Source organism: Comamonas testosteroni (genome assembly GCF_000761245.1).
Lineage (GTDB): Bacteria > Pseudomonadota > Gammaproteobacteria > Burkholderiales > Burkholderiaceae_C > Comamonas > Comamonas testosteroni_C.
Map to the genome: position 1 here is coordinate 1 of NZ_AWOR01000095.1, position 1,663 is coordinate 1,663.

Here is a 1,663-nt window from a genome sequence, read left to right on the forward strand (position 1 = left end):
TACCTTTTTGGCGCAACACATCGCGCACTGGCATGCCCATGGCTTGGATCAGGCCCAGCAGGGTGGCGTGATCAGGTGGTGTCTTGAGGTACTCAATGACCGTGGGCTCTTCCCCGCTGTTGCGGATCAGGGCCAGAACATTGCGAGAGGTACCGCAAGCAGGGTTGTGGTAAATCGTGATGTCGCTCATAGCGCTAGATTCCCGTTGCAAAGATTCAAGACGCCACGCTGAGCCGCAAGGCCAGCGCTGCAAGTGTGATGAGCAGCACAGGCATGGTCAGCACCGCACCGACTTTGAGGTAGTAGCCCCAGCCAATGGTTGTGCCCTTCTTGGCGAGCACATGCAGCCACAGGAGCGTGGCCAGGCTACCAATCGGCGTGATCTTGGGACCCAGATCGCAGCCAATCACATTGGCGTAGACCATGGCCTCCTTGACCGCCCCGCTGGCCGTGGAAGCATCGATGGACAAGGCTCCGATCAAGACTGTGGGCATGTTGTTCATGATGGAAGACAGCACCGCAGACAGCACGCCTGTGCCCAGCGAAGCGGTCCACACGCCGCCGGCTGCAAACTGGTTCAGCAACATGGCGATGTAATCCGTAAGGCCCGCGTTGCGCAGCCCATAGACAACCAGATACATCCCCAGCGAGAACACCACGATCTGCCACGGAGCGCCATGAAGCACCTTCCTGGTGCTGATGACATGGCCACGCGCAGCCACCGCCAGCAAGATCGCAGCCCCCACGGCGGCAACAGCACTGACAGGGACGCCCAGAGGCTCCAGCGCGAAGAAGCCGGCCAGCAGCAAGACCAGCACGACCCAGCCAGCCTGGAAGGTGGCCAGATCCTTGATCGCAGCCGACGGCTGTTTGAGCTGGCCCACGTCGTAGGTGGCAGGAATATCGCGTCGGAAAAACAGCAGCAGCACACCGAGGCTGGCCAGGACCGAGGCGATGTTGACCGGCACCATCACCGACGCGTAGTCGTTGAAGCCGATCTTGAAAAAGTCGGCGGAGACGATATTGACCAGATTGGAGACGATCAGCGGCAGGCTCGCTGTGTCGGCAATAAACCCGGCGGCCATGACAAACGCCAGCGTTGCTGCCGCAGAAAAGCCCAGTGCCATCAGCATGGCCATCACAATGGGCGTGAGAATCAGGGCTGCTCCGTCATTGGCGAACAAGGCCGAAACGGCGGCCCCCAGCAACACGATGAAAGCAAACAGCTTGACTCCGCTGCCGCCACCCCAGCGGGCAAAGTGCAATGCGGCCCATTCGAAGAAACCGGCCTCGTCCAGCAAAAGGCTGATGATGATGACGGCAACAAAGGTCGCCGTGGCGTTCCAGACGATATGCCAGACCACCGGAATATCGGCTAAGTGCACGACCCCCAGCAGCAGCGCGATACCGGCCCCAATCGAGGCGCTCCAGCCAATACCAAGGCCGCGTGGCTGCCAGATAACCAGCGTCAGAGTGAAGATGAAAATCAGGATGGCCGTCAACATGACGTATAGGTCCTAGAAAAAGCTATGAGCCGGCATTAGTGCCGCGCACCGCGTGCGGGCCTCATTGATACCTGGTGCTGCAATCCAGACGCTGGATCTGGATTGCAATTGAACTAACCAGATTTAATGCGAAGAGAGTTCACGCGCCGTGGACTGCA

At 59.5% G+C, this 1,663-nt stretch carries 1 protein-coding gene and 1 pseudogene; both read right to left on the bottom strand.

All coding sequences use genetic code 11. The annotated features are described in order from the left end of the window. A pseudogene (locus P353_RS25350) lies at positions 1–190 on the bottom strand (arsenate reductase); the annotation flags it as partial. Positions 191–215: 25 nt separating this feature from the next. Then, a complete protein-coding gene (locus P353_RS25355; RefSeq protein WP_034375815.1) occupies positions 216–1,505 on the bottom strand; it encodes an arsenic transporter in 1,290 nt (429 codons plus the stop codon). Positions 1,506–1,663 lie beyond the last annotated feature (158 nt).